Here is a 23,638-nt window from a genome sequence, read left to right as displayed (position 1 = left end):
CCAAAGCCGCCGCCTGTTTCCCCGGCGCCGGCGACGCCGAATCCCGAGGCGGGGTGGCGCCATCCGCGCAAGCCGCGCCACCCACGACAGCACCGCCGACACCTGCCTCGACCCCTGCCTCGACCGCAGGGCCGCCCTCCGACGATCGCCAGGCCGAGGCCGACCTGGTGGCCCGGCTGCGTGCGGCCATCCAGGCCGCCCTGGTCTACCCGTCCGCAGCGCGCGATGCCGGATTCCAGGGCCATGCGCGGGTGGAGTTCGTGTTTCGTGACGGCGTGGCGCGCAACCCGCGCATCATCCGGTCCAGCGGCATGGGGCTGACGGATCGTGCCGCATTGGCGGCCGTGGAGAACGCCATCTATCCCGCTGTGCCGCCGAGTCTCGCAGGCAGGGAGACCACCTACCAGGTCACCGTTCGCTTCGAGATGGTTCAGGAGCGCTGATTCGCGGGGCCGAAATCCCGATCAACGTCGCGACCTCTCGACCCCATTCGGAGATCAGCAATACTTCAATGGAGCGTTGTCCCACGCTCATCCGGATCAAGAGCGTCGAGCGGCAGGTCGGCGAGGAGCAGGTGAAATCGGCCGGCATCAACGGCCCGAGCGGCCGCGTCCTGCACGGCCTGATAAATCTCTCGCGCTGTGAGATGAGCAAGTTTTTTGCAGATTGCAGGGCAAGTCGCAGCGAACCCGCCAATGCCAAGTTGTTGCGTGGCAGCTGTCGCAACTACTCGCGCAGCCAACAATGCGTCCGCCCCGGTCGGGGGCTGGATATGAAACTCGCGAAATCGAGAGCGAAGCGACTCGGGCACCCTGCTTGGATCGTTGGATGTCGCGATGTAAGTCGCCAGACTCGCATCGAACTCAATATCGAGCGACGCATCGCGTGCTCTGCATGCTGTGACCGGCTCAAGCAATGAATGGAGCGCAGCCAAGGGATCGTATTGGGATCCCCTGGGAGCCTTGTCGAGCTCATCGAGCAGGAACACCGGATTGGCTACCCTCCCCAGGCAGATCTCTTGAAAGATCATCCCTTGGCTGGCGGTACTCCAATGTCGTTCGGTGCCGAGGAGCATGGAGGTGGTCTGGGCGTTCTCAAAGGAGTGCCGACGGATTGGCGCTCCAAGCGCCCGGGCCAGATCGTTGGCGTAGTGAGTCTTCCCGAGTCCAGGATCTCCCCACAGGTGGATCGGCGGGATCCTCAGAGGCTGACGTCCGTGAGTCGAAAGCGTCACACGGCGAGCCACGAAGTCCGTGACCTCGGCGAAGTGCGGATGGGCCTCTCGCAGATATTCAAGAGCTTTCGCCCATTTTTGCGGTCGGAACGCGGGATTGGCAACTCCGCGCAGTGCACCAGCGAGCTCGAGCTTCTTGGTGAGCTCGAGTTCGCGCTTCTGGTAGTCCTTGTCACGAAGGGTGGCGATGCGCCCGATCACCCTCAGCAGTTCTTCGCCGCGAAGGACAGGGTGCTGGCGGTCGCGCCTTCGCCGTAGCACACCGCGCTCGAAGGCCGTCACGAATGCGATGGGGTTTGGCACAGGGGCGGCAGGCGCCGCTGCTGGAGGGCTCGACCGCGTCCGAAATTCCTCGCGCCGCAGATCCTCCTCCGCTTCGCGGGCCGCCTGAGCAATCCGTGCGCGCTCTTGCTCCTTCTCGCGCAGCTCATCGGCAAGGGCCAGCGGTAGCAGCAGCTCGAAGGGCCTGTGAGGATGAGGGCGGGCTATTCCAGAGAGACGGAAGCCTGCCGGGACATCGTCTTGTATCGAGAACACGATGGGCTCCTGGGACGGAGCCCGGGCGTTTCAGGCTCCTGGATTTGAACGATGAGCAGAGGAGGCGAGGAAGGTCTCGACTTTCGAGACTCGCGATCGATTGCTCTGCATCCGCGGACGCACGCTTCCACACACGCGATTCATCGCGTTCATGGAGGGCATCATGAAGAGGTGCGGCATGACGTTCATTCCGTGTATTCGCCGAATACTATCGAGGGAAGCTTGCGGAGTCAAAGCCCGGAGGCTAGCTGAGAGCACAGGGCGTGACGACCGTACGGACTTCTTCGTCACGTGGAGGCATTGCAAATTCGGGTGCCCGCGAATGATCGAGAAGAACTTCTGATCCGCACACGACCTCACGTGCGTTGTTCGAAGAAGTTGGTGCGCGGCACGCAAAGAGAGGGCTCGTGAAGCACCGCCCGTTGGGAGGAGTGCGTTCGGTGTTGAAACTCTGTATTCTTAACTTTTCAAGTCGGGCGAAGTTTTTGACACTCTGTTGAGTATTTTGACAATCTGTTAGGCGCGACTGTCTGCATGGCTTTGAGTCGGTCCATGGCGCGATTAAACCGGAAACCGAAGCAGTCAAGTGCAATCTGCACCATTGTTTCCCGGCAGGCAGCAAACCAGAATGACCTCCATCACAGCCCGTCAGGAGAACTCACATGAATGCCAAGCGTCCCGCCCAGCCGATCAAGGTGTACAGCGCATCTCTTTCCGGCCACTCGCATCGTGTGCGCCTCTTTCTTTCGCTGCTCGGCTTGCCGTTCGAGGCCGTCGAGGTCGACATGCGCGCCGGCGCGCATCGCACGCCCGAATTCCTGCGCCGCAACGCCTTCGGACAGGTGCCGGTGATCGAGGACGGCGACGTAACCGTGGCCGATTCGAACGCGATCATGGTCTACCTCAACGAGCGCTATGCGGACGATCCGGGGCGCTGGTATCCGCGCGACCCGTTCGGGGCCGCGCAGGTGCAGCGCTGGCTGTCGGTCGCGGCCGGGCAACTCGCGGGCGGCCCGGCAACGGCGCGCGTCATCGTGCTTTTCGGCCTGCCCAAGGATCCGGCCGAGATCATTGCGCGATCGCACGAGCTGCTGCGCGTGATGAACGACGAACTCGCCGCGCGCCCCTTCCTGGCCGGCGCGTCGCCGACGCTGGCCGACGTCGCGAACTACAGCTACGTGGCCCGCGCGCCGGAAGGCAATGTGTCGCTCGCGAACTATCCGCACGTGCGTGCGTGGCTGGCACGCATCGAAGCGCTGCCGGGCTTCGTGCCGATGGTCGCATCGCGCGTCGGGTTGGCCGCATGAACACCGATCCCTGGCATGAAGGCGAGCGCTCGATGCAGGCGCGCGTGGGCGCCGCCGACAAGCTCGCGGCGTTCGGCCCGCGCATCCTGCGCGACTTCATGCCGGACCAGCACCGGAGCTTCTTCGCGCAACTGCCCTTCATGATCGCGGGCAGCCTCGACCCAGCAGGCCAGCCGTGGGCGAGCGTGCTCGCGGCGCCGCCCGGATTCGCGCATTCGCCCGACGCGCACCACCTGCGCATCGATGCGTTGGCGGCCGCGGACGATCCGCTTTCCGGTGCGTTGGCGGCTGGTACGCCGATCGGGCTGCTGGGCATCGAGCCGCAGACGCGGCGGCGCAACCGCATGAACGGCATCGTGTCGGAGATCGATGCGCAGGGCTTCACGGTCGAAGTGCGGCAGAGCTTCGGCAACTGCCCGCGGTACATCCAGGCGCGCGAGCCGGTGTTCGTGGACGAGGGCCGTTCCGCGTTCGAAGCGCGCCGCATGGACCGTGTGGATGCAGCGGCCCGGCGCATCATCGAGAACGCCGACACCTTCTTCATCGCGACCGCACATCCGTCGGTGGGGGATGGCGATGCGTCGCATGGCATCGACGTCTCGCATCGCGGCGGCCGGCCGGGCTTCGTGCGGGTGTCCTCGGGCGGCACGCTGATCGCGCCGGATTTCAACGGCAATACCTTCTTCAACACGCTCGGCAATATTGCGCTGAACCCGCATGCCGGCCTGCTGTTCATCGACTTCGAGACCGGTGATCTTCTGCAGGTCGCGGTGAGTGCCGAAGTGGTGTGGGAAGGGGAAGAGCTGGCCGCATTCGAAGGGGCCGAGCGGCTGCTCCGCATGCAGGTCGTCTCGGCGCTGCATCGCTCCGCCGCGCTTGCGCTGCGCTGGGGCCGCACGGAGCTGTCGCCGTTCCTCGCTGGCACGGGCGACTGGGCCGAGGTTGCTCGGCTCAATGAAAGCGCGGGATCCGCGCATTGACGGACGGCTGGTAGTCCCATCCGCGCGCCAGCAGCGCTTCGGTGCGGAGGCCGGCTGACAGCAGTGCCCGGAGCCCCGCCGCCGCGATCGTGAATGCGAGCGCCTGGCCGGGGCAGGCATGCGGGCCGTAGCCGAAGCCGAGCGTTTGCCGATGGGTCCGCATCAGCTCGAAGGTCGCGGGCGCGGGGTTGAGCGCCGGATCGCGGTTCGCCGCGGCGAGCACGAGCAGGACCGCGTCGCCCGGCGCGAGCAGGGTGCCGTCGACGAAGGTGGACCGGGCGACGAAGCGGCGCGTGTTCTGCACCGAGGGATCGTGGCGCGCGACTTCCTCGACGAGTGCCGGCAACAGTTCCCAGCGGGAAGCGAGCCTGCGCCGAAGGTCCGGCTCGCGCGCCAGTGCCGCGAGGCTGTTGCCCAGAAGGCCGGCGGTCGCTTCGCAGGTCTGCGACAACAGGCCGACGAGATTCGCGCGCAGGGTGCGCGAGCGTGGCTCCGAGGCCTCGGCCTGTACGGCCGCGAGCAGGCTGCCGCGCGGCGCGGGGCGGGCATCCGCAAGGCGCTCGAAGCGCTCCATCAACGCGGCGGCGGCGCTGCTTGCGGCATCGAGTTGCGCGGGCGTCGAAAGCGGCGAAAGGCATGCGACGAACTCGCGCATCCAGTCGGACAGGTGCGCAAGCTCCTCGTCGGCGAAGCCCAGCAGGTGGGCCACCGCACGCACCGGATACGCAAGGCACAAGCCGGACAACGGTGCGTGCGACATCCGCGCCGCGATGTGCATTGCGGCCTCGTGCGCCGATGCGAGGTCCAGTCCGGCCAGCGCGCGCTGCAGCACGGGCTTGTGCGTCGCATGCGTGTCGCCCTCGTTCATCCGCACCAGCTGCCCGAACACTTCGCCCGCAGGCGTTCCTGCGATCGCGGCAGGTACTGGCTCGGCGACAGGGCGCACCCGCAGCGCGTCGTTCGTCAGCAGGTCGCGCACCACGTCGGCCCGGCTCGCGATCCAGAGCCGCAGCCGTTCGTCGCGGACCACGGCCGGACCGCTTCGCAGCGCGGCGTACCACGGGTAGGGATTCGGATGCGTGACGGCCGCGATGGCGTCGCCGGGTGGCGCAGTGTGTGTCATGGCGGGAGTGTGGACTTTCTCTTGCAGACACACTTCGCTTACGATCGAAATGTGGATGCAAATGCCGACGTCGATCTTGCCCGCCTGGCCGGCGCCATTGCCGAGCCCGCGCGCGCCCGCATGCTGTGCTGCCTGATGGATGGCCACGCGCGCACGGCCACGGAACTCGCCACGGTCGCCGAGGTCGCGGCATCGACGGCCAGCGCGCACCTGTCGCGCCTCAAGGAGCAGCGCCTCGTCGAGTCCGTCGCCCAGGGCAAGCACCGCTACTTCCGCCTCGCGAGCGGTCAGGTGGCGACCGCGCTCGAAAGCCTGCTCGTCGTCGCGGGCACGCCGCGCGGCGAGTTCCGACCCACCACGCCGAGCCGCCTGCGCAGTGCGCGTACCTGCTACGACCACATGGCCGGCGCCGCCGGCGTCGCGCTGCACGATCGCCTGCATGCGCAAGGCTGGCTGCAAGGCACGTCCGACGACGGCGACTACAGGCTGACCTCCGAAGGCGCCATCGCGCTCGAAACCCTGGGCATCGACGTCGACGCCCTGCGCAGCTCCCGCCGCCGTTTCGCCTGCGCCTGCCTGGACTGGAGCGAAAGGCGCCCGCATCTGGGCGGCGCGCTGGGCGCGGCATGGCTGCAACTCGCGCTGCGCCGCGACTGGGTCCGCCAGGACCTCGACGACCGCGCCCTCGCGGTCACCGCCAAGGCGCAGCGGGAACTCCCCGAACTCTTCGGCGCCTAGGCGCGCGACGCTACTGGAACGCGACCTCCGCGAAGCTGCGCAGCTTGCGGCTGTGCAGCCGGCTCGACCCTTCCTGGCGCAGGATGTCGATCGCCGCCATGCCGATGCGCAGATGCTGCTCGACGCGCTCGCGGTAGAACTGGTTGGCCATGCCCGGCAGCTTGATCTCGCCGTGCAGCGGCTTGTCGCTCACGCACAGCAGGGTGCCGTAGGGCACGCGGAAGCGGAAGCCGTTGGCGGCGATGGTGGCGCTTTCCATGTCGAGCGCCACCGCGCGGCTCTGGCTGAAGCGGCGCTGCGGCTGGTTGCCGGGCAGCAGCTCCCAGTTGCGGTTGTCGGTGCTCGCGACGGTGCCCGTGCGCATGATCTTCTTGAGCTCGGTGCCCTGCATGCCGGTGACATCGGCCACCGCCTTCTCGAGCGCGAGCTGGATTTCCGACAGCGCCGGGATCGGCACCCACAGCGGCAGCTCTTCGTCCAGCACGTGATCCTCGCGCACGTAGGCATGCGCCAGCACGTAGTCGCCGAGCTGCTGCCCCTGCCGCAGTCCGGCGCAGTGGCCGAGCATCATCCAGGCGTGCGGGCGCAGCACCGCGACGTGGTCGGTGATGGTCTTGGCGTTGGCCGGGCCGACGCCGATGTTGACCATCGAGATGCCGGTGCAGTCCTCGCGCACGAGGTGGTAGCCGGGCATCTGCGGCAGGCGCGCGGGCGGCGTGCCCTGCGTGCCGTCCAGCAGGCTGCCGTAGAGCTCGCTCGCGCCGGCCGAGAGGCCCCGGCGGCGCGTGATCACGTTGCCGGGCTCGATGAAGGCGATGTATTCGCTGTTCGCGTCGGCCATCGCCTCGTGGCCGAGGCGCACGAATTCGTCGATGTAGAACTGGTAGTTGGTGAAGAGCACGAAATTCTGGAACCAGTCCGGCGCCGTGCCGCTGTAGTGGCGCAGGCGGTGCAGCGAGTAGTCGACCCGCGCGGCTGTGAAGAGAGACAGCGGCTGCGCCTCGCCGGGCCGGGCTTCGAAGGTGCCGTTGGCGATGCCGTCGTCCATCGCGCCCAGGTCCGGCAGGTCGAACACGTCGCGCATCAGGGCTCGGCGCTCGGCGCTCATCGTGCCTTCGATGTGGTCGTTCTCGGCAAAGGAGAAGTGGATCGGGATCGGCTGCGTGCTGGTGCCGATCTCGAGTTCGACCCGGTGGTTTTCGAGCAGCAGCCTGAACTGCTCGCGGTAGTAGCGCCGGAACAGGTCCGGCCGCGTGAGCGTCGTCTCGAAGCGGCCCGGCCCCGAGACGAAGCCGTAGCTCAGCCCCGCATTGGCCGCCGGGGTCTGCCGCGTGGCGGTGTGCGTGTGCACGCGCACGAAGGGGTAGCAGGCCCGCACACGCCCCGGCAGGGTCTCGCCGGCGACGAAGCGCTGCATCGCGTCGCGCAGATGCTGCAGGCCCCCGGCATAGATGAGGCGGACCTGTTCGAGGGCGGCGTCCGGGTCGGTGAAGCGGGAGGGCGCGATGAAGGCGGGCATGTACGGCATCGCTGCATTGTGCAGCGAGCCGATGACAGTCAGCCGGGCATCGGTTCGCGCATGGTGACGAATTCTTCGGCGACGGTCGGATGGATGCCGATCGTGCTGTCGAACATCGCCTTGGTGGCGCCGGCCCGCATCGCGACCGCGAAGCCCTGCACCACCTCGCCGGCCTCGGGGCCGACCATGTGCAGGCCCACCACGCGGTCGCTGGCGGTGTCGACGACCAGCTTCATGAAGGTGCGCTCCTTGCGGCCCGAAAGCGTGTGGCGCAGCGCGCGGAACTCGCTGGAGAAGATCGTGACATCGCCGAACTTCATGCGCGCGCCGGCCTCGGTGTAGCCGCAGGTGCCGACGTTGGGGTGCGTGAACACGGCGGTCGGCGTGAACTCGTAGTCGAGCTGCCGCTCGCCCTGGCCGAAGAGGGTGTCCACCACCACCATCGCCTCGGCCAGCGCCACCGGCGTGAGCTGCTGCCGGGTCGACACATCGCCGACCGCGAAGATCGAAGGCACCGAGCTTCGGTAGCGCGCGTCGACGAGCACGCCGCCGCGCGCGTCGAGCGCCACGCCCGCGGCTTCGAGGCCGAGGCCCTGCGTGTTGGGCACCCGGCCGGTCGCGAAGAGGATGGCGTCGGCTTCCACGCGCTGGCCGCGCGAGAGCAGGGCGCACAGGCCGCTCTCGAGCCGGCTGACCATCGTCACCTCGCTGTTGTAGCGGATGTCGATGCCGGAGCGCTCCATCTCCCGGCCGAGGAAATCGCGCACGTCCTCGTCGAAGCCGTTGAGCAGGTGCGCGCCGCGCTGCACCTGCGTGACCTCGGCGCCCAGGCCGTTGAAGATCGAGGCGAACTCGCACGCGATGTAGCCGCCGCCCACGACCAGGAGCCGCTTGGGAAAGGGGTCGAGGTCGAACATCGCGTCGGACACCAGCACATGCTCGCGCCCCGGCAGGTCGGGCACGAAGGGCATGCCGCCGGTGGCGATCAGCACGTGCTTCGCGGTGAATCGCTTTTCGCCGGCCTGCACGGTGTGCGCATCCGCGAGCTGCGCCCAGGCCTGGACCAGCGTCACGCCCGCGCCCTCGAGCAGGCTGCGGTAGACGCCGTTGAGCCGATGGATCTCCTGCACGCGGTTGGCCTTGAGGCGCGCCCAGTCGAAGCGTGTCTCGCCGACATGCCAGCCGTAGCCCGGCGCTTCCTCGAAGGATTCGGCATAGCCGGCCGCGTAGCTGTAGAGCTTCTTGGGAATGCAGCCGACGTTGACGCAGGTGCCGCCGAGCTCGGCGCATTCGGCGACTGCCACGCGGGCGCCGCGCTGGGCGGCCATGCGCGCCGCGCGCACACCGCCGCTGCCGCCGCCGATCACGAAAAGGTCGAAGTCGAAGGTGCGCATCGGGAACTCCTTGGGTAGCCGAGACTTTAGCCGGCACCAAGGAGAAGCCGATGAGCGCTGCGGTCAGGGCCTGTCCGGTTGACCCTGTTCCTGTCCGGGGCGGCCCATGCCGCGCTGCCGCGCTTCCTGCGCCTGCCGCATCGCCTGTTGCTGCTGCGCCTGGAGCATCTGCTGTGCCTGCTGTTGCTGGGCCCGCATCGCCGCCTGCTGTTGCTGTTGCTGCTGCTGCTGCTGCTGGAGCTGCTGCATCTGCTGGGCCTGCGCCTGTGCCGCGCGCTGCTGCATCTCCATCTGCTGGCGCTGCTGCTGCGCCTGCATGGCCTGTGCGGCGGCGCGTTGCTGCGCCTCCATCTGCTGGCGCTGCGCCTCCTGCTGCTGGCGCTGTGCCTGCTGCATCTGCTGCGCCTCCATCTGCTGGCGCTGCAGCTGAAGCTGTTGCGCTTGCTGGGCCTGGGCGGCTTGTGCGGCCGCACGCTGCTGGGCTTCCTGCTGCTGGCGCTGGGCCTGCATGGCCTGCGCGGCGCGCTCCTGTGCTTCCGCCTGCACGCGCTGCGCTTGCTGGACCTGCTGCGCCTGCTGGGCTTGCAAGGCCTGTGCGGCAGCGCGCTGCTGGGCTTCCTGCTGCTGGCGTTGGGCCTGCACGGCTTGCGCCGCGGCGCGTTGCTGGGCTTCCGCCTGCGCGCGCTGCGCTTGCTGGACTTGTTGGGCCTGCTGGGCCTGCAACGCCTGTGCGGCCGCACGTTGCTGCGCCTCCTGCTGCTGGCGCTGCGCCTGCTGGAGCTGCTGCGCCTGTACCGCCTGCGCGGCGGCGCGCTGCTGGGTTTCCAGTTGCTGCCGCTGGGCCTGCTGCATCTGCTGCGTCTGGGCCTGCATGGCCTGCGCGGCGGCGCGCTGCTGCATCTCGGTCTGCTGCCGCTGAAGCTGCTGCGCCTGCAAGGCCTGCTGGAACTGATGCTGCTGCGCCGCCTGGATCGCCGCGGGTGGCGGCGCGACCGGCCGGCCGAAGCCGCCGCGCTGCTCGCCGCTGCCACCTCCGCGCAGCGGAATCGGCGCGCCCATGCCGACCGGCACGCCCGTGAGCCGGTCCTGCGGAACCTGGACCAGGTCGCGCCGTCCGACCGGGCCACGCCCGAAGACATCCGCCGGCACGACCGTGACTGCGCCCGGCATCTGCCGGTTGGCGAACGCGACGTTGGTCGCCGGCACGCGCGATGCGAGCGCGGCGCGGTTGACAGCGTCGACATAGCGCTGGCTCGCGCGGTACCCCGGCCGCCAGGCTTCGCCCGGTGCAAGCGGGAACCAGCCCACGCCCTGCCGGCCGCCGCTGATCGCGATATTGGCGCCGGCGACGCCGCCGCCCACGAAGCCCACCAGCGCGGGCGCGTACACCGGCCGCGCATGGTGTCGGCCCGGCACCCAGCACCAGCGTGTGCCGATGCGCGCCCAGCGGCCGTAGTGCATGGGCGCGAAGCCCCACGGGGCGGCGTCGACCCAGGTCCAGCCCCAGGGGGCGATCTCGACCCACTGGCCGTACTGGTACGGTGCCCAGCTCGCATCCACGCCGCGCGGATACCAGACGTCGCCATAGGTCGGGTCGCTCTGCCAGTCGCCATAGGCGTCGAGCTGCTGGTAGCCGAGCATGTCGCGCGGCACGTAGCGCGCGGAAACCGATTGATCGTCGAGGCGGTCGCGCTCCGCGACCCAGCGATCGAAATCGCCCGAACCGCGCGGCGGCGCGCCGTTGTCCGCCGCCAGATTGCGGCCCGACACCGTCAGCTGCTGGTGTGCGTCCAGTGGCATCGATTCGCCGTTCTCGCCGAACAGCATGACGCTGCCCGCCGCGACGGCCACGCGCGTCGTGCCGGCGCCCGGATCGGTGTCGATACGGTAGTCGCCGGGGCCCTCGATGACCGCGGCCAGGTTCGCGGTGCCGACCTCGATGCGCTGGCCGGCGAGTTCATCGCGCACGCGCATCTGCAGGTCGCCCTGCGTGGCGGTGATGCGAAGCGTCTGGTCGTCGAGTTCGGACAGGGTGACGGCGGTCTGCTCGTCGAGCCGGACCGCGGTCGATCCGACGTAGATCTCGGCGCGCGAGCTGCGGTCGGTCCACAGCCGGTCGCCCGCGATCAGCGGACGGTTCGGGTCGGCCCGGTACCAGTTGTCGTCACCGGCCGGCGACACGCTCACGGTGCCCTGCTGGAAGTTGAGCCGGCCCACACGCCCCGGCGGGTCTTGCTGCGCTGCGGCATTCAGGCCGACGAAGAGCATCGACAGTCCCAGCAGCCAGCCGGCCGCGCGGCGTGGAAGGAGGGAATTGCGTGGATTCATGGGGGCTCCCTTGGTTGCTAGCCATTCAACGCGCCAGGTCCGCCCGGCGCTGTCGTCCGCGATGCAAACCAAGGTGAATATCCCACGCAGGAAGAAACCGGATGTAAGCGCAGCGCGCGCTCGTGCGTGGGCTGAGCGGCTCTCGTTTCAGGCCGCGTTCGCGGCCTGGCGATCGCTGCGCGGATGGGCCAGGAAGAAGCGCAGCATCTCCGCGCTCGCGTCGGGCCCCGCCGGATCGGTGAACGAGCCTTCCGGGCTCCCGCCGGCCCATGCATGGCCGCCGTCGTGCAGCATCCAGTGCTCGACGGTGGCGCGGCCGTGCGCGTCCGCGTAGGTGCGGCGTGTCACGCTGCGGCCATTGCGCGATTGCGTGCGCGATTCCCCGGCGCGCGATGCGCCCTCCTGGCCCGCGAGCGCCGCAGCGACCACATGCTCGCCGTTGCGCGGATGGACGGTCTTGTCGGCATCGCCATGGAACACGATGGTCGGCATCCGGGGGCGTTCGCCGGCGCCGGCGCGGCCGGCCTTCATCGCCGCCAGTGCCGACACGAGATCGCTCGCGGCGCCCGCGGGCACACCGGAATGGACGCCGACCGCGGCGAACAGATCAGGGTGCGTGCGCCCGAGGATGTCGGCCATCGCGCCGCCGGCCGAGAGACCCGCGACGTACACGCGCGCCGGGTCGACCTCGCGCTCCGACATCACGAATCGGGTGAGCGCCGCGAGCAGCGCCGGCTCGCCGCGATCGCGCTGCTGGTGCTGGGGCTTGAACCAGTTCCAGCAGCGATGCGCATTGGCATGCCGCGTCTGCGCCGGGTACAGCACCAGAAAGCCATGCGCGTGCGCGAGCCGGTTCATCCGCGTGCCGGTGGCGAAGTCCTCCGGATTCTGGTTGCAGCCGTGCAGCATGAGCACGAGCGGACGCCGCTGGCCCGTGTTCCTGCGCGGCACGAAGAGCTTGTAGGCGACGGAGCGGTGCTGGTGCGCGAAGAGCCCATCGACCCACTCGTCGGCGGCGGGTTCGTGCGCGGCGTGCGGCGTCTGCGCGAGGCCCATGCCGTGCAGCGCGCGCCCGGCACGCCAGGCGAGGCGGCGCGCGGTGCGCGCCAGTCGATCGAGAAGCGAATTCACTGCCCCATGCTAACGGGATTGCGTTGCACGATCCGGACGGCCGGACCCTGTCATCCCTGGAGGCGAACGTTCGCGAAAAGGAGGGTTTTCGCGAACCGAGGAGAATTTCAGCGAAGCGGCTGCGATCGCGCCTCTACCAACCCGAGGATCCAAAGGAACCCATCAAGATGACCCAACCGGAATCGAACTCGCCATCGGCCCATCCATCCGCTCAGGAGCGATTCGGCGTCAGGCCCGCGGCAGGCTATGCCGGCGACGTGACGCCCGAGCAGGCCGCGCAGTGGTTGACGAGCGGCGAGGGCGTGCTCGTCGATGTGCGCACCGACGCGGAACGCGAGTGGGTCGGCTACGTGCCGGGCGCCGTCGGGCTTGCGTGGAAGCAGTGGCCGGGGATGGCGCTCAACAGCGGCTTCGACGAAGGCGTGCGCGCTTCGGTGCCGGCAGGCAAGAAGGCGCTGATGCTGTGCCGCAGCGGCGTTCGCTCGATCGCGGCCGCCAGGCGCGCGACCGAACTCGGCATCGAGGCCTACAACATCCTCGAAGGCTTCGAGGGCGATGCCGATGAAGAGGGCCATCGCGGCCGCAAAGGCGGCTGGCGCCTGCGCGGCCTGCCCTGGAAGCAGAACTAGAGTTTTGGAATCCGCAGCTTCTGGCCCGGATAGATCTTGTCCGGGTTCGAGAGCATGGGCTTGTTGGCCTCGAAGATCGCGTTGTACTTGTTGGCGTCGCCGTAGTACTTCTTCGAGATGGCCGAGAGGGTGTCGCCCCTGACCACGTCATGGTATTGCGCCGGTTCGGCGGGCGGCGCGACGAGGTTGTTGTCGACCTGCGTCACGTTCGCCACGTTGCCCGCGGCGAGCGAGGCCTTCTCGCTCGCTTCCTGCGAAGGCGCGCTGCCCGACAGCGTCACCAGGCCGTTCGCGGCCGAATAGGTCACCCCGAGGTCCGTGAGCCCGAGATTCTGCGTCTCGATGTAGGTCTTGATCGCCGCAGCAGCGGCCTGCTCCGCATCCGGCGTCGCAGTGGCGGCCTCTGCCGCCGAAGCGCCGAACAGCTTTTCTCCTGCTTCCTTGATGAAACTCAGCAAACCCATGGTGCTCTCCTTTGCTGCAGTGATGAAAAAGGGGCACTTTACCGGCGGCGGATGACGGTGCGACGTAGGCCGGCGCCGGATGTGCAAGCGGCCGTAAACGCGGCTCGCAGTTAATAATGCCGCGCATGGCATTCCTCGCGATCGACATCGGCAACACCCGCCTCAAGTGGTCACTCTATGACGCGGCGCGACCCGGCGCCGGCCTGCTGGCGCATGGCGCGGAGTTCCTCGATCACATCGAGCGCCTCGCCGAAGGGCCCTGGGCCGATCTCCCGGCTCCCGCGTCGATGCTCGGCTGCGTGGTGGCCGGCGACGCGGTGCGGCGACGCGCCGAAGAGCAGGTGGTCGAGCGCTTCGATTGCTCGCCGCGCTGGGTGGTGTCGAGCGCCGCGGAAGCCGGCATCGTCAACGGCTACGACCATCCGACGCGCCTGGGCGCCGACCGCTGGGTCGCGATGATCGGCGCGCGGCATCGCATGCTGTCGCAGGGCCCGGCGCGGCCGATGGTGGTGGTGATGATCGGCACCGCGGTCACGGTCGAGGCCGTCGACATCAACGGCAAGTTCCTCGGCGGGCTGATCCTTCCGGGGCACGGGATCATGCTGCGTGCGCTCGAATCCGGCACCGCAGGCCTGCACGTGCCGACCGGCGAGGTGCGCGAGTTTCCGACCAACACCAGCGATGCGCTCACCAGCGGCGGCACGTACGCGATCGCGGGCGCGGTGGAGCGCATGGTCCAGCATGTGCGCGCGCACTGCCATGCGGAGCCGGCCTGTTACATGACCGGCGGCGCGGGATGGAAGATGGCGCCGAGCATGAACGGCGAGTTCGAGCTGGTCGACAGCCTCATCATGGATGGGCTGCTCGTGATCGCTGAAGAGCGCATGCTCCCCGGCTGAGCGCTCAAGCGCCTGCGGTCAACCCATCGACAGCCTGGAACATCGCCTGCCGCGCCTGGCTGACGATCTGGCCGCGCCACGCATCGGTGTCGGTGTAGAAGGCCTGCAGCATCGCGGCGCGGATCGAGGTCGCGAGTTCCTCGGGTGCATGAGGATGGTTGTGCAGCCAGTGGTCGCCGCGCAGCGCGGCCATGACTTCGAGCAGCGGCTCGGTGCCGTATTCGAGCGCCATGCCGGTGTATTCGGCCTTCGGACATTCTTCGTAGATCGCGCTCCAGTTGAGCCCGGTCAGGAAGGCGGAGGCCGACGAGCCGTCGTAGATCGAGGTCACCGGCGTGCCCGGCGAACCCCACCATGCATCGGCACGCGCGAAGGCCTGCTTGTCGTCGCGGCAGGCGAAGATGCGTTCGCCGATGCCGTTGGGCCCGAGTCCGGTGTGGATGTCGATCCAGGCGAGCCGGCGCGCGCGCTGGCCGTGCGTGCGCAGCACGTCGCGGAAGGTCTTGTTGCTCCACGTCGGTGCGTTGCCGCCGAAGAACAGGCCGTCCTCGAACTGGTACTGGCCGCGCGTGACCGCCGCCTGATAGGCCGCGGGGCCATGCTGCGCGATCCACGCCGCGATCGCCGCGTTGTTCTCTTCCGTCGGCGGCCACGCCTCGGGCAGCAGCAGCGGATGCAGGCTCGCATAGGCCTCGTTCACCGGCAGCGGCTGCTCGAAGTCGAAGAAGTTGCGGTTGAGGTCGACGTTCTCGTTGGTCACGCGCCGTCCGTGCGAAAACCCGTGCGGGTTGAGCGCATGCACATAGAGCACCGCGACACCCTGCGAGCGCGCCTTCTCGCGCCACTCGTCGTCGTGCAGCGCGAAGACCTGCACGCCGCTGCCGCAGTGGCCCTCGACGCCGTGGCAGCCGCTGGTCACGAGCAGCATGCGTTCGGCACTCGGATTGCCCTCGAGCGCCACGTCCATCGAAAGCTCCTCGCCGTCGCGGCCCTTCAGCGGATGCACATGCGAACGCACCGCGAGCCCCGCGCTCGCGCAGGCCTGCAGGAACTTCTGGCGCGCGAGGAAGTAGCGCGAAGAGAAGGCTTCGCCGATGCCGATCACGCCGGCTTCCCTCCAGGCGCCCTGGGTGTGTTGAGGTATTGCTCGGCCAGTTGCACCCACATCGTCGCGCCGAGCGGGATCAGGTTGTCGTTGAAGTCGTAGCTCGCGTTGTGCAAGGTGCAGGGGCCGGCGCCGTGGTGCATGTCGCGGTGCGTGCCGTCGCCGTTGCCGATGAAGGCATAGGCGCCCGGCCTGGCCTGCAGCATGAACGAGAAGTCCTCGGCGGTCATCGCGGGTTCCTGCACCAGCACGTTCTCGGCGCCGACGATGCCGGCCACCACGCGCCGCGCGAAGTCGGCTTCGGCCTTCGTGTTGATCGTGGGCGGGTAGGTGCGGATGAACTCGAAGTCCACCTCTGCGCCGTGCGCCGCGCAGATGCTCTCGGCGATCTGCCGCATGCGCGACTCGATGAGGTCCAGCACCTCGATCGTGAAGGTGCGCACCGTGCCGCGCAGCTCGGCATCGTTCGGCGTCACGGTCGGGGCTTCGCCCGCATGGAACATCGTGACCGAGATGACGCCCGCATCCACCGGCTTCATGTTGCGCGTGAGGATGGTCTGGAAGGCCTGCACCATCTCGCAGGCGATCGGCACCGGGTCGATGCTGGTGTGCGGCAGCGCCGCATGGCCGCCCTTGCCGCGCACGACGATGTGGAACTGGTTGCTCGACGCCATCACCGGCCCGGGGCTGACCGCGAACTGGCCGGCCTCCATGCCGGGCCAGTTGTGCATGCCGAAGACGGCCTCCATGGGGAACTGCTCGAACAGCCCCTCCTTGATCATCTCGCGCGCGCCGCCGCCGCCTTCCTCGGCCGGCTGGAAGATCAGGTAGACCGTGCCGTCGAAATTGCGGTGCTTGGCCAGATGCTGCGCCGCGGCGAGCAGCATCGTGGTGTGGCCGTCGTGACCGCAGGCGTGCATCTTGCCGTGGTGCTTGCTCGCATGCTCGAAGGTGTTGAGCTCGGTGACCGGCAATGCGTCCATGTCCGCGCGCAGCCCGACCGCGCGGTCGCTGGTGCCGTTCCTGACGATGCCGACGACGCCCGTGGTGCCGAGCCCGCGATGGATCGGGATGCCCCACTCGGTCAGCTTGGCCGCGACCACGTCGGAGGTGCGGACTTCCTGGAAGCAGAGTTCGGGGTGGGCGTGCAGGTCGCGCCGCACCGTGGCCATGCCGGGGGCCTGGGCGACGAGGGAATCGAGAAGTTTCATGGGCAGAGTCTAGGCTTTGCCGGACGTGCCCGCAAAGCCCGTGCCTGCCCGGATCAGCGGCCCGCTTCCTTCGCCCAGGCCGAGCGCGCGGCCAGCGCCGTATCGGTGAAATCGGTGAACACGCCGTCCACGCCCAGGCGGTAGAAGACGAGGTATTCGTTCGTGCCGTCGCCCTTGTAGTCGGACGCGAGCCTGCGCGACTCGTTGCGGAAGGTAAAGGGGTGCACGAAGAGCCCCGCCTTGTGCGCATCCGCGACCAGGCTGGTCGGGGCCATCGAGGTGGCGTCCGCGTCGTTGATCTTGCCGTCGTGGTTCACGTCCACCGGCTTGCCGTCCGGGCCGATCGTGCCCTTGACGCTCACGATGTAGCGCTTCCACGGGCCGATGCCATCGGCATAGGTCTTGATCTCGGCCAGGCCCGCCGGGGTGACCATGACGTCGAAGTTGCGCCTGTCGCCCGCCTTGGTCCATTCATAGGGCCGGTCGGCCGGCACCGCATAGGTCATCGCGCCGGTCTTCATGTCGATGCCGTCGCCGTCGATCAGCTGGACGACCTTGGTCTTCAGCCCCTTGCTGCGCATGTACTTTAGGCTGCCGGGCTCGAAGGACTGGACGAAAACCGGTGCGTTGCGGCTGTTCCAGCCGGCCGCCTCGAGCAGGGCGATCAGCTTGTCTTCCAGCGGCAGGCTCAGGTCGCGGAAATAGGTCGGGTTCTTGGTCTCGGGATAGACCGCGATGGTGCGGCCGGTCTCGCGCGACTTCGCCTTCGCGAGATCGATCGCTTCCTGGAAGGTCGCCACCTTGAAGCGTCCGTTGAACTGCTGCGGCCGCTCGGCGTCGGTCGAAATGGCGCCAAGCCGCTTGATCTCCTCGAGCGTGAAGTCGTTGCTGAACCAGCCGGTCTGTGTCTCGCCATCAACCTGGATGGTCTTCTTGCGTGCCGCGAATTCGGGCCGCGTGGCCACGTCGGTGCTGATGGCGAGATTGGGGTCATGACGCATGATGAGCACGCCGTCCTTGGTGGAGATCAGGTCCATCTCGATCACGTCGGCGCCCAGTTCGATGGCGCGGGTGTAGGCCTCGATCGTTTCCTCGGGCAGGTAGCCCGAAGCGCCGCGATGCGCCACCACCAGCGGCGGCTGGCCGTCGAGCGTGGCCAGCCGGGACGACGGCCCGGTGGCGGAGGTGCTGCAGGCAGCGAGGCCGAGGGCGGTGAAGGCAATCATTGCGGTTGCCGCCGCCGGGATCTGCAGTTTCGACATGGACTTCGACTCCTTTCGAGGCTGAAAAGGGCCGAGGCTACCGCACCGTCATGACAGTTTGGCGGCCACGGCGCGCGCCGCCGGACTTCCGGGACAATGGATCGCATGTCACATGTGCTTTCCACCCGCAGCCTCGAACTCGCGCAGACGCTCGTGCGCATGAACACGGTGAGCGCGAACAGCAACCTCGAACTCATCGATTTCGTGCGCGACCACCTGGCCGGTCTCGGCGTCCGCAGCCGGCTCACCTATAACGCCGACAGGACCAAGGCCAATCTCTTCGCCACGCTGGGTGCGGGCAAGAAGGCCGGCATGATCCTCTCGGGCCACACCGACACGGTGCCGTGGGACGGGCAGGCGTGGAGCGTGGACCCGCTCTCGGCCATCGTGCAGGACTGGCCGCAGACCGACGCCGATGCGGAGCGCGTCGTCGATGAACCGCGGCTCTACGGGCGGGGATCGGCCGACATGAAGAGCTTCATCGCGGTCGCGCTCGCCAATGCCGAGCGCTTCATCGAGAGCGAGTCGCCCTTCGCGGTGCACTTCGCCTTCACTTACGACGAGGAGATCGGCTGCTTCGGCGTGCGGGAGCTGATCGCCGACATGAAGGACCAGGGCATCAAGCCGCTGGCCTGCATCGTGGGCGAGCCGACGATGATGGTCCCGGCGATCGCGCACAAGGGCGTGTACCGCTTCAAGTGCTGCGTGCGCGGCAAGGAGGCGCATTCCTCGCTCACGCCGCAGTCCGTCAACGCGATCGAGATGGCGGCGCGCGTCGTCGGCAAGCTGCGCGACATGGCCGAGGGCTTCGAGCGCGACGAGCCGCGCTATGAAGGCTTCGACGTGCCTTTCAGCACCGCCAGCGTGGGCCAGTTCCACGGCGGCATCGCGGACAACGTGGTGCCGCGCGATGCGGAGTTCCGCTATGAATTCCGCAACCTGCCGACCGGCGACGTCGCCAGGATGCAGAAGGAGGTCGTCGCCTATGCGCAGCGCGCCGAGGCGGCGATGAAGAAGGTCGCGCCCGACGCGGGCTTTCGCTTCGAGCCGATCTGCGAGGTGCCGAGCTTCCTCGGCTCCGCCAGCGACGCGGTCACGCGCCTGGCCCAGCGGCTGGCCAGGGAGCCGCGCACCACGCTCGTGGGTTTCGGCACCGAGGCGGGCCTCTTCAAAAACGCCGGCATCCCCACAGTGGTGTGCGGCCCCGGCAGCATCACGCAGGCGCACCAGCCGGACGAATACGTGACGCTCGAACAGCTCGCGCGCTGCGAGGACTTCCTCTGCGGCCTGGCCGCCACGAAGGAGATCCGCTGAGTCCGCTGGCGCCATGAAGCGGATCGCGCTCGGACTGCTCTTAGCCGCCGCGCTGCTCTACGCAGTGGCGACGACGCTCGAGGCGCGGCATCCGGCCTGGGGCTACGTCGCTGCCTTCGCCGAGGCGGCGATGGTCGGCGCGATCGCGGACTGGTTCGCGGTCGTCGCGCTGTTCCGGCATCCGCTGGGGCTGCCGATTCCGCACACCGCGATCATTCCGGCGAACAAGGACCGCATCGGCGCGAAGCTCGCGGGCTTCATCTGCAACAACTTCCTGAGCACGCCGCAGGTGCTGGCGAAGCTGGAGGAATTCGATCCGTCCGCGCGGCTCGCCAACTGGCTCTCGAGGCCGGACCGTGCACAGAAGCTGGGCGAGCACCTCGTCGCCGCGGCGCGCTACGGGGTCAGCGCCTTCGATGACGAGCGGGTGCGCGACTTCCTCGGTCGCATGGCCTCGGCCGGGCTGGCGCAGATCGACATGTCGCGCCTCGCCGGCCAGGCGCTCGACGCATTGACCGCGGGCGGACGCCATCAGGCCCTGCTCGACGACGTGCTGGTGCAGGTCGCGCAGGTCGTCGAGGGCGACGAAGTGCAGGAGCGCATCACCGAAGCCATTGCGCGCGAGATCAAGGCGCTGCGCTACGTGGGGCTCGACCAGGTGGCGGCGCGGGTGGCGACCCGCAAGATCGTCGACGCGGTGGCGAGCACCATCGGCGAGCTGGCGGCGGACCCAGCGCATCCGCTGCGGCTGCGCTTCGACGGCTTCATGGCCGGCTTCATCGAGCGGCTCAAGGCCGACCCGGAATTCCGGCGGCGCGGCGAGGCCATCCGCGCCGAGCTGCAGGCGCATCCCGCGCTCGGCGATTACCTGCACGGCCTGTGGAGCGAACTGCTCGCCTGGCTGCACGGCGATCTCGCGCAGGACGATTCGAGCATCCGCCAGCGCATCGTCGCGATGGCCGGCACCCTGGGCGCAAGGCTGAGCGCGGACGGCGCGATGCGGCGCTGGATCAACGAACAGATCATGGATGCCGCCCCGCGCGCGATCGAGCGCTACCGCGAGGACATCCGCCGCTACATCATCGAACGCGTGGCCGAATGGAACGCCGACGAGATGACCGTCGAGCTCGAACGCCACATCGGCCGCGACCTGCAGTTCATCCGGGTGAACGGCACGCTGGTGGGCGGGCTGGTGGGGCTGGCCATCCACGCCGCCACCGAGCTGTTGAAGCCTTAGGTGCGAATCTTTCCTTCCGCCGTGATCATCGACAGCTCGACGAACTTCGACGCCACATGGTTCTTCGGCGAGAACGACACGTCGAAGCCGGCGAACTGCTGGCGCTCGATGCTTTCGAGCCCCGCGATCAGCCCTTCGCGCGAGGGCTTTCCGCTTGAACGCCGCAGGCCTTCGACCAGCACCTTCGCGGCCAGGTAGCCCTCGACGCTCGAGAAGTTGGCCTTGGTCGTGCTGTTGCTCTTGCGCACCGCCTCGTTGAACTCGCGCGTGATGCCGTTCGCCGCGTTGTAGGGCGAGGGCACGACCTGCGTGACCACCACGCCGGCGCCCTCCTTGCCGAGCTCGTCCGCGAGCGCCTGCGTGCCGACGAAAGACACATTGAAGAAGGTGCCGCCGTAGCCCGACTTGCGCGCCTCGCGGATGAAGGCCGCGCACGACTTGTAGGCGCTCACCTGGACCACCGCGTCCGGCTGCGCCGCCACGATGGTCTGGACCGCCGCCGACACGTTGACCGAGTTGCGCTCGACCGTGGCGAGCGCGACCGGCTTCAGGTCGAGCTGCGACAGCGCGAGCGTCACGCCGTCGAGGCCTGCCTTGCCGTAGGCGTCGTTCTGGTAGAAGACCGCGATCTTCTTGAGGCCGAGATGCGTGAGCTGCTTGACGATCACCGCGGTCTCGTCGTTGTACGAGGCGCGCAGGTGGAACACGTTGTGGTGGAGCGGCTCGCGCAGCGACATGGCGCCGGTGAAGGGCGCGATGAACGGCACCTTGGCATTCACTGCCTGCGGCAGCGCCGCCAGGCTCGTCGGTGTGCCGATGTAGCCGAAGAGCGCGAAGACGTCCTCGTCGATCAGCTTCCTGGTGTTCTCCGCGCAGCGATCCGGCTCGTAGCCGTCGTCCAGGTTCTTGATGACCACGTCGCGGCCGGGCTGGGCGTTGAATTGGTCGAGGAAGAGCTTGGCGCCCTCGTAGAACTGGATGCCCAGTTGCGCGGCCGGCCCGGTGAACGGCGCGGACTGGCCGAGCACCAGCGGCGTCTCGCTCTGGGCGCGCGCGAACTGGAAGCCGGCAAGCGCCGCGGCACCGGTGGCGATCGAAAACTGTCTGCGACTCAGCATCTTGAAAACCCCTCTGCGCGCTTTCCCGGCGCACAACTTAGACTCGACCGGTTCCTGCTGTCCCGGCTGATTTCATGACCTCCCCAACCCGCGTCCTCGGAGCCTGCCCGCACGACTGTCCTGATACCTGCGCGCTCGTCACCACCGTGCAGGACGGCGTCGCCGTCAAGCTGCAAGGCAACGAGGCGCATCGGCACACGGCCGGCGTTCTTTGCACCAAGGTCTCGCGCTACATCGAGCGCAACGAGCATCCGGAGCGTCTCGTCCAGCCGCTGAAGCGCTCCGGCCCCAAGGGGAGCGGCCGCTTCGAGCCCGTGAGCTGGGACGCCGCCCTCGACGACATCGCCGCGCGCCTGAATGTTCTGAGAAGTAACAATCCGGAAAAGATTGTGCCCTACAGTTACGCGGGCACGATGGGTCTGGTGCAGGGCGAGTCGATGGACCGTCGTTTTTTCCACAAGCTCGGTGCGTCGCTCCTGGACCGGACGATCTGCTCCACCGCCGGTGGCGAGGCCCTAGGTTTTACTTTGGGCGGCAAGGTCGGCATGCGGACCGAATTCTTCGCCGAATCCAGGCTGATCCTGATCTGGGGCAGCAACTCGATCGCGAGCAACCTGCATTTCTGGCGGCATGCGCAGGCGGCCAGGCGCGCCGGGGCGCGGCTGGTGTGCATCGACCCGCGCAAGACCGAGACGGCCGACAAGTGCGACGAGCACGTGGCGCTCTTGCCCGGCACCGATGCCGCGCTGGCCCTCGCCCTGATGCACGAGCTGATCGTCAACGACTGGCTCGATCACGACTACATCGAGCGCTACACCCTCGGCTGGCCGCAGTTGCGCGAGCGCGCGCTGCAGTGGCCGCCGTCGCGCGCGGCCGCGGTGTGCGGCGTGCCGGAGGAACAGATCGTCGCGCTGGCACGCGCCTACGGCACCACCAGGCCGGCGGCGATCCGCCTCAACTACGGCATGCAGCGCGTGCACGGCGGCGGCAACGCGGCGCGCGCGGTGGCCTGCCTGCCGGCGCTGGTCGGTGCCTGGCGCGAACGCGCCGGTGGCCTGCTGCTGAGCAGCTCGGGGCTCTTCCCGGTCGATCGCGCGGCCCTGCAGCGGCCCGACCTGCTTGCCGGCCGGCGGCCGCGCACCATCAACATGAGCACCATCGGCGATGCGCTGCTGGACAGCGCGAACCCGATCGAGGCGCTGATCGTCTACAACAGCAACCCGGTGGCGGTCGCGCCCGAGTCGGGCAAGGTGGTGGCCGGCTTCGCGCGCGAGGACCTCTTCACCGTGGTGCTCGAGCAGTTCCAGACCGACACCGCCGACTACGCCGACTACGTGCTGCCCGCCACCACGCAGCTCGAGCACTGGGACATCCATTTCAGCTACGGCCACACCGACGTGATGCTCAATCGACCGGCGGTCGCGCCGCGCGGCGAGGCGCGCAGCAACACCTGGGTCTTTCGCGAGCTCGCCAGGCGCATGGGCTTCGACGAGCCGTGTTTCTCCGATGACGACGAGGCCCTGTGCCGCACCGCCTTCCCCGCCGAAGCGGTCGATTTCGGGGAACTGGAGGCAAACGGCTTCGCCACGCTGAAGCTGCCGGATGCGCCGTATGCCGAGGGCAACTTCCCGACGCCATCGGGCCGCTGCGAATTCTTCAGTGCGCGGCTCGCGGCGCTGGGGCAGGACGGCTTGCCGGACCATGTGCCCAATCACGAAGCGGCGGGAAGCTCGCGTGAATTCCCGCTCGCGATGATCTCGCCGCCGGCGCGCAACTTCCTCAACTCCAGCTTCGTCAACGTGCGCAGCCTGCGCTCGATCGAAGGCGAACCTCTGCTGGAGATCAGCGAGGCCGATGCCAGCGCGCGCGGCATTGCCGACGGCGCGACGGTGCGCGTCTTCAACCAGCGCGGCGAATACCGCTGCCGCGCCGAAGTCTCGCGCCGCGCGCGGCCGGGCGTGGTGCATGGGCTCGGCATCTGGTGGCGCAAGCTCGGCCTGGACGGCACCAATGTCAACCAGCTGACCAGCCAGCGGCTGACCGACATCGGACGCGGCCCGACCTTCTATGACTGCCTGGTCGAGGTCGAGAGCGTGTTGGAGGGCTGA

At 68.4% G+C, this 23,638-nt stretch carries 20 protein-coding genes; 9 read left to right on the top strand and 11 right to left on the bottom strand.

Annotation, left to right across the window (positions count from 1 at the left end; all coding sequences use genetic code 11):
* Positions 1 to 53: 53 nt before the first annotated feature.
* Entirely contained in the window at positions 54 to 443 is a 390-nt protein-coding gene (locus tag VAR608DRAFT_RS13520) for an energy transducer TonB (protein WP_157730915.1), read from the top strand.
* 65 nt (positions 444 to 508) lie between these two features.
* Here the strand turns inward: VAR608DRAFT_RS13520 and VAR608DRAFT_RS13515 are convergent, their stop codons facing one another.
* A complete protein-coding gene (locus VAR608DRAFT_RS13515; RefSeq protein ID WP_157730913.1) occupies positions 509 to 1,771 on the bottom strand; it encodes an AAA family ATPase in 1,263 nt (420 codons plus the stop codon).
* A gap of 662 nt (positions 1,772 to 2,433) precedes the next feature.
* On the opposite strand from VAR608DRAFT_RS13515, the gene VAR608DRAFT_RS13510 reads away from it, so the two are divergent.
* Positions 2,434 to 3,078 (top strand): glutathione S-transferase family protein, encoded by a 645-nt coding sequence (locus VAR608DRAFT_RS13510; protein WP_088954523.1) that lies wholly within the window; start codon positions 2,434 to 2,436, stop codon positions 3,076 to 3,078.
* A complete protein-coding gene (locus VAR608DRAFT_RS13505; protein ID WP_088954522.1) occupies positions 3,075 to 4,058 on the top strand; it encodes a pyridoxamine 5'-phosphate oxidase family protein in 984 nt (327 codons plus the stop codon). Before VAR608DRAFT_RS13510 ends, VAR608DRAFT_RS13505 begins: the two co-directional genes overlap by 4 nt.
* On the opposite strand, the gene VAR608DRAFT_RS13500 is transcribed toward VAR608DRAFT_RS13505, so the two are convergent.
* On the bottom strand, positions 4,030 to 5,181 hold the full coding sequence (locus tag VAR608DRAFT_RS13500; RefSeq protein ID WP_088958776.1) for a cytochrome P450: 1,152 nt from the start codon (positions 5,179 to 5,181) through the stop codon (positions 4,030 to 4,032). The genes VAR608DRAFT_RS13505 and VAR608DRAFT_RS13500 overlap by 29 nt on opposite strands.
* A gap of 51 nt (positions 5,182 to 5,232) precedes the next feature.
* Between VAR608DRAFT_RS13500 and VAR608DRAFT_RS13495 the strand changes: the two genes are divergently transcribed.
* On the top strand, positions 5,233 to 5,919 hold the full coding sequence (locus VAR608DRAFT_RS13495; protein WP_231973490.1) for an ArsR/SmtB family transcription factor: 687 nt from the start codon (positions 5,233 to 5,235) through the stop codon (positions 5,917 to 5,919).
* A 10-nt stretch (positions 5,920 to 5,929) separates the two neighbouring features.
* Here VAR608DRAFT_RS13495 and VAR608DRAFT_RS13490 read toward each other — a convergent pair whose 3' ends face one another.
* From VAR608DRAFT_RS13490 to VAR608DRAFT_RS13475, 4 genes are all read right to left on the bottom strand, one after another.
* Positions 5,930 to 7,447, bottom strand: coding sequence for an AMP nucleosidase (locus tag VAR608DRAFT_RS13490; RefSeq protein WP_088954521.1), 1,518 nt, complete (start codon positions 7,445 to 7,447; stop codon positions 5,930 to 5,932).
* A gap of 29 nt (positions 7,448 to 7,476) precedes the next feature.
* Positions 7,477 to 8,832 (bottom strand): glutathione-disulfide reductase, encoded by a 1,356-nt coding sequence (gene gorA / locus VAR608DRAFT_RS13485; RefSeq protein WP_088954520.1) that lies wholly within the window; start codon positions 8,830 to 8,832, stop codon positions 7,477 to 7,479.
* Positions 8,833 to 8,895: 63 nt separating this feature from the next.
* Positions 8,896 to 11,160 (bottom strand): DUF6600 domain-containing protein, encoded by a 2,265-nt coding sequence (locus VAR608DRAFT_RS13480; RefSeq protein WP_088954519.1) that lies wholly within the window; start codon positions 11,158 to 11,160, stop codon positions 8,896 to 8,898.
* Between the two features lie 147 nt (positions 11,161 to 11,307).
* The gene (locus VAR608DRAFT_RS13475) at positions 11,308 to 12,291 is read right to left on the bottom strand and encodes an extracellular catalytic domain type 1 short-chain-length polyhydroxyalkanoate depolymerase (protein WP_231973489.1); all 984 of its coding nucleotides are present in this window, start codon (positions 12,289 to 12,291) and stop codon (positions 11,308 to 11,310) included.
* Positions 12,292 to 12,458: 167 nt separating this feature from the next.
* Between VAR608DRAFT_RS13475 and VAR608DRAFT_RS13470 the strand changes: the two genes are divergently transcribed.
* Complete coding sequence (locus VAR608DRAFT_RS13470; RefSeq protein WP_157730911.1) at positions 12,459 to 12,920, top strand: rhodanese-like domain-containing protein; 462 nt, start codon at positions 12,459 to 12,461, stop codon at positions 12,918 to 12,920.
* On the opposite strand, the gene lysM is transcribed toward VAR608DRAFT_RS13470, so the two are convergent.
* Entirely contained in the window at positions 12,917 to 13,384 is a 468-nt protein-coding gene (gene lysM, locus VAR608DRAFT_RS13465) for a peptidoglycan-binding protein LysM (protein WP_088954518.1), read from the bottom strand. The two genes, VAR608DRAFT_RS13470 and lysM, sit on opposite strands and share 4 nt — an antisense overlap.
* Positions 13,385 to 13,509: 125 nt before the next feature.
* Between lysM and VAR608DRAFT_RS13460 the strand changes: the two genes are divergently transcribed.
* Complete coding sequence (locus VAR608DRAFT_RS13460; RefSeq protein WP_088958772.1) at positions 13,510 to 14,283, top strand: type III pantothenate kinase; 774 nt, start codon at positions 13,510 to 13,512, stop codon at positions 14,281 to 14,283.
* A gap of 4 nt (positions 14,284 to 14,287) precedes the next feature.
* On the opposite strand, the gene VAR608DRAFT_RS13455 is transcribed toward VAR608DRAFT_RS13460, so the two are convergent.
* Genes VAR608DRAFT_RS13455 through VAR608DRAFT_RS13445 form a run of 3 tightly spaced genes read right to left on the bottom strand, consistent with a single transcriptional unit; the run spans position 14,288 to position 17,861 of the window.
* Positions 14,288 to 15,388 carry a M14 family metallopeptidase gene (locus VAR608DRAFT_RS13455; RefSeq protein ID WP_088954517.1) on the bottom strand — a complete coding sequence of 367 codons (1,101 nt, stop codon included), beginning with the start codon at positions 15,386 to 15,388 and terminating at the stop codon, positions 14,288 to 14,290.
* Positions 15,385 to 16,599: a M20 aminoacylase family protein gene (locus tag VAR608DRAFT_RS13450; protein WP_088954516.1), complete on the bottom strand. Its 1,215-nt coding sequence runs from the start codon at positions 16,597 to 16,599 to the stop codon at positions 15,385 to 15,387. Before VAR608DRAFT_RS13450 ends, VAR608DRAFT_RS13455 begins: the two co-directional genes overlap by 4 nt.
* 53 nt (positions 16,600 to 16,652) lie before the next feature.
* Positions 16,653 to 17,861: a glycerophosphodiester phosphodiesterase gene (locus VAR608DRAFT_RS13445; protein ID WP_088954515.1), complete on the bottom strand. Its 1,209-nt coding sequence runs from the start codon at positions 17,859 to 17,861 to the stop codon at positions 16,653 to 16,655.
* Between the two features lie 105 nt (positions 17,862 to 17,966).
* Between VAR608DRAFT_RS13445 and argE the strand changes: the two genes are divergently transcribed.
* Together argE and VAR608DRAFT_RS13435 are read left to right on the top strand one after the other, a co-directional pair.
* A complete protein-coding gene (gene argE, locus VAR608DRAFT_RS13440) occupies positions 17,967 to 19,175 on the top strand; it encodes an acetylornithine deacetylase (RefSeq protein WP_088954514.1) in 1,209 nt (402 codons plus the stop codon).
* A gap of 13 nt (positions 19,176 to 19,188) precedes the next feature.
* Positions 19,189 to 20,412: a DUF445 domain-containing protein gene (locus VAR608DRAFT_RS13435; protein WP_088954513.1), complete on the top strand. Its 1,224-nt coding sequence runs from the start codon at positions 19,189 to 19,191 to the stop codon at positions 20,410 to 20,412.
* Here VAR608DRAFT_RS13435 and VAR608DRAFT_RS13430 read toward each other — a convergent pair.
* Positions 20,409 to 21,530, bottom strand: a complete 1,122-nt coding sequence (locus VAR608DRAFT_RS13430; protein ID WP_088954512.1) for an ABC transporter substrate-binding protein — start codon at positions 21,528 to 21,530, stop codon at positions 20,409 to 20,411. The two genes, VAR608DRAFT_RS13435 and VAR608DRAFT_RS13430, sit on opposite strands and share 4 nt — an antisense overlap.
* Before the next feature lie 74 nt (positions 21,531 to 21,604).
* On the opposite strand from VAR608DRAFT_RS13430, the gene VAR608DRAFT_RS13425 reads away from it, so the two are divergent.
* The gene (locus VAR608DRAFT_RS13425; RefSeq protein WP_088954511.1) at positions 21,605 to 23,638 is read left to right on the top strand and encodes a molybdopterin-containing oxidoreductase family protein; all 2,034 of its coding nucleotides are present in this window, start codon (positions 21,605 to 21,607) and stop codon (positions 23,636 to 23,638) included.

Origin of the sequence: Variovorax sp. HW608, assembly GCF_900090195.1 — a bacterium.
Classification (GTDB): domain Bacteria; phylum Pseudomonadota; class Gammaproteobacteria; order Burkholderiales; family Burkholderiaceae_C; genus Variovorax.
The sequence above is the reverse complement of the archived record's forward strand: the minus strand, read 5'-3'. Positions and strand labels throughout refer to the sequence as shown.

Excerpts from the sequence above, each read along its gene's own strand:
- VAR608DRAFT_RS13510 (WP_088954523.1), top strand. The coding sequence starts at position 2,434 with ATGAATGCCAAGCGTCCCGCCCAGCCGATCAAGGTGTACAGCGCATCT.
- VAR608DRAFT_RS13505 (WP_088954522.1), top strand. The coding sequence starts at position 3,075 with ATGAACACCGATCCCTGGCATGAAGGCGAGCGCTCGATGCAGGCGCGC.
- VAR608DRAFT_RS13500 (WP_088958776.1), bottom strand. The coding sequence starts at position 5,181 with ATGACACACACTGCGCCACCCGGCGACGCCATCGCGGCCGTCACGCAT.
- VAR608DRAFT_RS13490 (WP_088954521.1), bottom strand. The coding sequence starts at position 7,447 with ATGCCGTACATGCCCGCCTTCATCGCGCCCTCCCGCTTCACCGACCCG.
- gorA (WP_088954520.1), bottom strand. The coding sequence starts at position 8,832 with ATGCGCACCTTCGACTTCGACCTTTTCGTGATCGGCGGCGGCAGCGGC.
- VAR608DRAFT_RS13480 (WP_088954519.1), bottom strand. The coding sequence starts at position 11,160 with ATGAATCCACGCAATTCCCTCCTTCCACGCCGCGCGGCCGGCTGGCTG.
- VAR608DRAFT_RS13470 (WP_157730911.1), top strand. The coding sequence starts at position 12,459 with ATGACCCAACCGGAATCGAACTCGCCATCGGCCCATCCATCCGCTCAG.
- lysM (WP_088954518.1), bottom strand. The coding sequence starts at position 13,384 with ATGGGTTTGCTGAGTTTCATCAAGGAAGCAGGAGAAAAGCTGTTCGGC.
- VAR608DRAFT_RS13460 (WP_088958772.1), top strand. The coding sequence starts at position 13,510 with ATGGCATTCCTCGCGATCGACATCGGCAACACCCGCCTCAAGTGGTCA.
- VAR608DRAFT_RS13450 (WP_088954516.1), bottom strand. The coding sequence starts at position 16,599 with ATGAAACTTCTCGATTCCCTCGTCGCCCAGGCCCCCGGCATGGCCACG.
- VAR608DRAFT_RS13445 (WP_088954515.1), bottom strand. The coding sequence starts at position 17,861 with ATGTCGAAACTGCAGATCCCGGCGGCGGCAACCGCAATGATTGCCTTC.
- argE (WP_088954514.1), top strand. The coding sequence starts at position 17,967 with ATGTCACATGTGCTTTCCACCCGCAGCCTCGAACTCGCGCAGACGCTC.
- VAR608DRAFT_RS13435 (WP_088954513.1), top strand. The coding sequence starts at position 19,189 with ATGAAGCGGATCGCGCTCGGACTGCTCTTAGCCGCCGCGCTGCTCTAC.
- VAR608DRAFT_RS13430 (WP_088954512.1), bottom strand. The coding sequence starts at position 21,530 with ATGCTGAGTCGCAGACAGTTTTCGATCGCCACCGGTGCCGCGGCGCTT.
- VAR608DRAFT_RS13425 (WP_088954511.1), top strand. The coding sequence starts at position 21,605 with ATGACCTCCCCAACCCGCGTCCTCGGAGCCTGCCCGCACGACTGTCCT.